The sequence below is a fragment of the uncultured Anaerococcus sp. genome (genome assembly GCF_937934665.1).
Classification (GTDB): domain Bacteria; phylum Bacillota; class Clostridia; order Tissierellales; family Peptoniphilaceae; genus Anaerococcus.
Map to the genome: position 1 here is coordinate 1 of NZ_CALGYW010000092.1, position 5521 is coordinate 5521.

4 protein-coding genes are annotated in these 5521 nt (G+C 38.6%); all 4 read right to left on the reverse strand.

Translation table 11 applies throughout. The features are described from left to right. Positions 1 to 1903, reverse strand: a 1903-nt coding sequence (locus tag Q0410_RS05135; protein WP_299033777.1) for an AAA family ATPase, incomplete at its 3' end; no start/stop codon positions are given. Positions 1904 to 1910: 7 nt separating this feature from the next. Then, positions 1911 to 3065, reverse strand: a complete 1155-nt coding sequence (locus tag Q0410_RS05140) for a hypothetical protein (RefSeq protein ID WP_299033780.1) — start codon at positions 3063 to 3065, stop codon at positions 1911 to 1913. A gap of 114 nt (positions 3066 to 3179) precedes the next feature. Beyond that, positions 3180 to 4550: a sodium:alanine symporter family protein gene (locus Q0410_RS05145; RefSeq protein WP_299033783.1), complete on the reverse strand. Its 1371-nt coding sequence runs from the start codon at positions 4548 to 4550 to the stop codon at positions 3180 to 3182. Positions 4551 to 4676: 126 nt separating this feature from the next. Then, positions 4677 to 5521: ornithine carbamoyltransferase (gene argF / locus Q0410_RS05150; RefSeq protein ID WP_299033786.1), on the reverse strand; the 845-nt coding region annotated here is incomplete at its 5' end.

Below are 5521 nucleotides of genomic sequence, written 5' to 3' on the forward strand. Positions count from 1 at the left end.
CGGTAAATTCACTCATATCGAAAGTAAGTAGGGACTTATCTCCCTCATAGAGGAAATCTGCCAAAAGTCCCGCTATATATGATTTACCCGAAGATGAGGGTCCTGAAACAAGAAAACTCAAAACAGGTTTCTTCCTTTCAAATAGACCGCCTTCTGCTATGATATAGGTGTTTATGATCTTATCGATCATATCATCATGACCTACGAATTCTTCTTTTAGCTTAGTTCTGACATTTTTTATAGAGTCAAGCTTGTCGTATTGAAGCTTGGCCTTGGGCATTCCACTTAATTTTGAGATTATATCCTTAACTTCTGATACGCCGACCTTGGTCTTTAGCGGATAAAACTCTCCCCTTTCTTCTATCTTTTTTAACTTCTCTGTGACTTTCTCTTTTAAATTTACAAACTTATCTAAGTTTTCAAAGTCTCTTTTATCCTTAGCTTCCTCTATTTCAAGGGCTATGATATCTATTTCTCTTTCGAGCTTGACTATGGATTCTTGTCTTTCTTTTTCCTTGTTATAAAGTTCAGTCTTTTTGGCTAGTTTACTTTCAAGCTCTTTTATTTTTTCTTCCTTTTCTTTAGACCTGTGACTTGATAGGCTGTCTTTTTCGTTTTTTAGGGCTATATTTTCCATCTCTAGCTGAATTATCTCCCTGTGGAGGTTATCAAGCTCTTCTGGTTTCTGGTCTCTGGCCATCTTTACCTGGGCACAGGCCTCATCTATTACGTCTATAGCTACATCAGGAAGCTTTCTCTCTGTTAGAAATCTTTTTGATAATTTGACCGCTTCTGTTATAGCTGGGTCACTTATCTTTATCATGTGGTGGTTTTCGTATTTAGACTTTATCCCCCTCATGATAGCGATAGATGTTTCTACACTTGGCTCTTCTATAAGGATTTTTTGAAAACGCCTATCAAGAGCCTTATCCACCTCGATAAATTTCCTGTATTCTTCGATGGTGGTTGCTCCTATAGTCAAAATCTCACCACGAGCTAGCATCGGTTTTAGGATATTTGCTGTATCCATGGTTCCTGATGTAGACCCTGCTCCAATTATGTTGTGGATTTCATCTATAAAGAGGATTATCCTGCCCTTGGAGTCTTTTATTATTTCAAGGATTTTTTTAAGTCTTTCTTCAAAATCTCCCCTGTATTTTGCTCCTGCAACAAGACTTGTCATATCAAGGGAGAATATAATCTTATCTTTTAAGTCATCTGGCACGTCGCCTGCCACTATCCTTTGGACAATACCTTCGACTATGGCAGTCTTACCAACTCCGGCATCTCCTATGAGGACCGGGTTGTTTTTTATCCTCCTTGATAGGATTCTGATGGCATTTCTGGTTTCTTCTTCCCTGCCTATAACCGGATCTAGCCTTCCTTCTATGGCTTCCTTTGTAAGGACTGTCCCGTATTTTTCAAGTCTTATAATGGTTTCTTGGTCAACACCCTTAAGCAGGTATTCATTAAATTTCTTGGCAACTAGTTGGTTTAAGTTTTCATAGCTAAGGCCGTGGCCCCTTGAAAGCTTGGCTGTGGGCATATCCTCTTCCCTTAAGAGGGCTAGCAAAAGGTGTTCGGTCTTGATTTTTTCTTCAAACTGATTTCTAGAAATCTCTTCTGCTATCAAAAGAGCCCTTTGGTAGGACCTAGATGTATAAAGAGAGCTAATCCCCTTGGCGGACCTTAGCTTAGTCAAGGCATTTTCTGTATCTTCCAAGATTTCTTGGTATATCACCTTTAATTCTTTAAAATATGTCCTTATTAACTTCTCTTCTAGGGTTAAGATTGCATAGAAGATATGCAGGTCTGAAACTTCTACATTGTTCTTTCTAATTGCAATCTTATTTGCCTCCTTGATTATCTCAACAGCAGACTGTGAATACTTACTTATGTCCATTTTTCTCCTATCCTAGTACCATATATATAAGGTGGGCAGCAACTCCCGCTCCAAATCCTCCTATAGTATGGCACAATATTGCATTTCCTGTCATCTCTTTTGTTTCAAGGGCATCCATCATGGCTATATGGGTTGATAAGTATCCTGACCAGCACATACAAATTGATGTAAAAACTGCTATATCATTTGCAGAAACTACACCTCTGCCTGACATTTCTGTCACTAACCCGAGGGACGCACCTGCAGAGCCAAGGGCTGTTATTGGGACAGCTATGGCCTCTGGTGACTTAAACCCAAAGAGTAGGTTTATGATAAATGAAAGTTTTTCTCCTATCATTGGTAGGACGGCTATGCCTTGGTTGGCTTCACCTGTAAAGCCTTCTGGTCCTGGTCCATTTGTCAGCATGACAACCAGGGTACATATTAGGCAGACACCTGGGATTATAGCAAGGCCCATATCAACTCCAACCTTACCTCCTTCGAGAATGGCTGTTATAAATCTTGCCCCAACTGATCCTTCCCTTACCTTCCTATAGCCATCCGGTACGTGTCTAGTCCCCTTAGTTTCTACCATGTCTTCTGTGCCGTAATATTTCTTTGTCTTTCTAATCATTAGTCTGACTGAAATAATAGATCCTACTACAGAACCAAGAATGCCCACTAGGGCACCCTTGATTGCATTATCAACTGGAAGGGCCATCATAGATGTGACTGTAATAAGACCCATACCGAAAGATGTACCCAGGTTTGTTAGGGCCGGCATCTGGTACTTTTTAAAATACTTTCTGAAGTTATCATCAGCTGCCAGGGTAAGAATGGCTGGATTATCAGACATGAAGCAATTTAGCATGCCCAGAGACGATGCACCTGGCAGGTCATAAATTGGCTTCATTATCTTTGATACAAGCTTATTTACCAAGGCTATTACACCAAATTCTGAAAATATAGCAGATATACCACCCGCCAAGACTGCGACAGCCATCAAATAAAAGCATACATTCATCAAAAGGTCATATGAAGTAAGCATCATGGTCTTTATCATATTTGTGCCGCCCATTTGTGAGCCCATATATATAAATAGCCCCAAAAATACCGCCAAAAAGATAAAAACTTCCTTACTAACGTCCTTTTTTATAGTCTTATCTAATTTCAACTCATCCATTAAATTATCCTCATCAAGAAACTACTTTAATATAGATTTCAGCTTTTAACTAAAAATATCCGAAAAATCGGATATTTTTAGTTTTATACTCCTTTACACAAAGTACAATTTTACTTATTTATCTTTTTTACCTGGGTAGAATTTAGGGTTTTTAAAGAAATCATCAACTAATTCTCTAATTTCTCCACTTAACATAATCATACCCACCATGTTTGTAAATACTACAAGACCTAGGGTTGCATCTAGGAAAGTAGCAGCGTTTTCAAATGATACGAATCCACCTAGAAGAATCATAGCACATGCTATAAGCCTTACTATCTTGCCGATAGCTGTACCAAAAAGGTATTCACCTTGTTTTTCTGCATAAAATACTATTACTATAATTGTTGAAAGAACAAATAGGAATAGGGAAATAGCTATAACTGCTGTACCGATTTGACCAAAGGCTGTGTTAAAGGCTCTTTCAACACCTATATCTTGCATTTCTGGGTTTTCCCAAAGTCCTGTTACAAGGACTAAGAGGGCTGATATTGTACAAACTATGCCTGTATCTGCGATTACTTCAAATATACCCCACATACCTTGACGAACTGGGTGGTCTGTAACTGCTGTAGCATGGGCATATGATGCAGATCCCATACCTGCTTCGTTAGAGTAGCATCCCCTTGCTGCTCCTGCCTTTATTAGTTGAAGAAGGCTTCCTCCCGCAACTCCGCCTACTATTGCCCTTGGATTGAAGGCACCGACAAAAATCATCCTAAAAGCATTAGGTAGTTGATCAATATGCATAAATATAATTACAATGCCTGCTATTATATATACAGCCGACATGATTGGGATCATTTTTTCTGTAAATTGAGCGATTCTTTTTATCCCGCCGTAGGCTACTAATACTACTAAAATTGTAATAACTACTGCTGCTACTACACGGCTTAGGCCTAATTGTTCAAGTGGGCCTACTGCTGCTATAGTTTGCATGGTAATTGATGGTAAAATTTCTATCATAAAGAAAAATGAAACTAAAAAGCCCATTACCTTACCAAGAGTACCACCTATACCTTTTTTGAATGTATATGATGGTCCACCTACAAACTCGCCATCTTCGTTTTTCTCACGGTATTTAATACCTAGTACAATTTCTGCAAATTTTGTTCCTTGGCCGATTATGGAAACTATCCACATCCAGAAGATTGCACCAGGTCCTGCTGTAAAGATTATAGATGGTGCAACTACTATATTTGCTGCCCCTATTGATGATGCTAGGGCTGCTGTTGCTGCCTGGAAGGGTGATACGGATCCTTCACCGCCAACGTCTGATGAGAACATCTTTCCAAACGTTTGCTTACATATGAAAGGAAGATATCTTAATTGAACAAAGCCCATTCTGATTGATATTAATAGACCACCGCCTACTAATACTATAAGGATTGGCCATCCCCAAAACCAGTTCGTGACGTTCGAGATAAAATCTAATATTGCTTTCATTATATTTCCTTTTTTGTTATATGGGCCAGGGCTTGGGAGAGTTAGCCTTAGACTAGTAATACAATCAAGAGTCTAAGATTAATTCCTCCCGCCTGGTCCATCCTGTCCTAAATTATTTATTTATTTTTAGCAAAGTGTTGCATACATAATTGCTTTTATAGTATGCATTCTATTTTCTGCTTCGTCAAATACTAATGATTGAGCACTTTCAAATACTTCATCAGTAACTTCTATTGAGTCTAGGCCGTATTTTTCAAATATTTCTTGGCCAACTTTTGTTTCTTTATCGTGGAATGATGGTAGGCAGTGTAGGAAGATAGCTTCTTTGTCTGCATTTTCCATAACTTCTTTTGTAACTTGGTATGGTTTAAGGATTTTAATTCTCTTTTCCCATTCTTCTTCTGGTTCACCCATAGATACCCAAACGTCTGTGTAGATTACGTTAGCGTCTTTGCTTGCGGCATCTACATCTTCTGTAAGAGTAATAGTTGAGAAGTTTTCTGCTGCGATTTTTTCACATTCTTTAACTAAGTCTTCTTCTGGGAATAATTCTTTTGGAGCACATGCTACAAAGTCAACACCAAGTTTAGCACAAACTACCATTAGAGAGTTTGCCATGTTGTTTCTAGCGTCACCAAAGTATACAAATTTAAGTCCTTTTAGGTAACCAAAGTGTTCTTCAATTGTTAGCATGTCAGCTAGCATTTGTGTTGGGTGCCATTGGTCAGTTAGACCGTTCCATACTGGAACACCTGAGTATTTAGCAAGGTCTTCTACGTGTTCTTGTTTAAATCCTCTAAATTCGATTCCGTCATACATTCTACCAAGAACTCTAGCAGTATCAGCTACAGATTCTTTATGGCCAATTTGAGATCCTGTTGGGTCAAGGTAAGTTACACCCATACCAAGGTCGTAGCCTGCTACTTCAAATGAACATCTTGTTCTTGTAGATGTTTTTTCAAAGATAATTG

What these genes read in the sequence shown, in the direction of transcription:
- Q0410_RS05140 (WP_299033780.1), bottom strand. Translation starts at nt 3,065, where the DNA reads ATGGATGAGTTGAAATTAGATAAGACTATAAAAAAGGACGTTAGTAAG.
- Q0410_RS05145 (WP_299033783.1), bottom strand. Translation starts at nt 4,550, where the DNA reads ATGAAAGCAATATTAGATTTTATCTCGAACGTCACGAACTGGTTTTGG.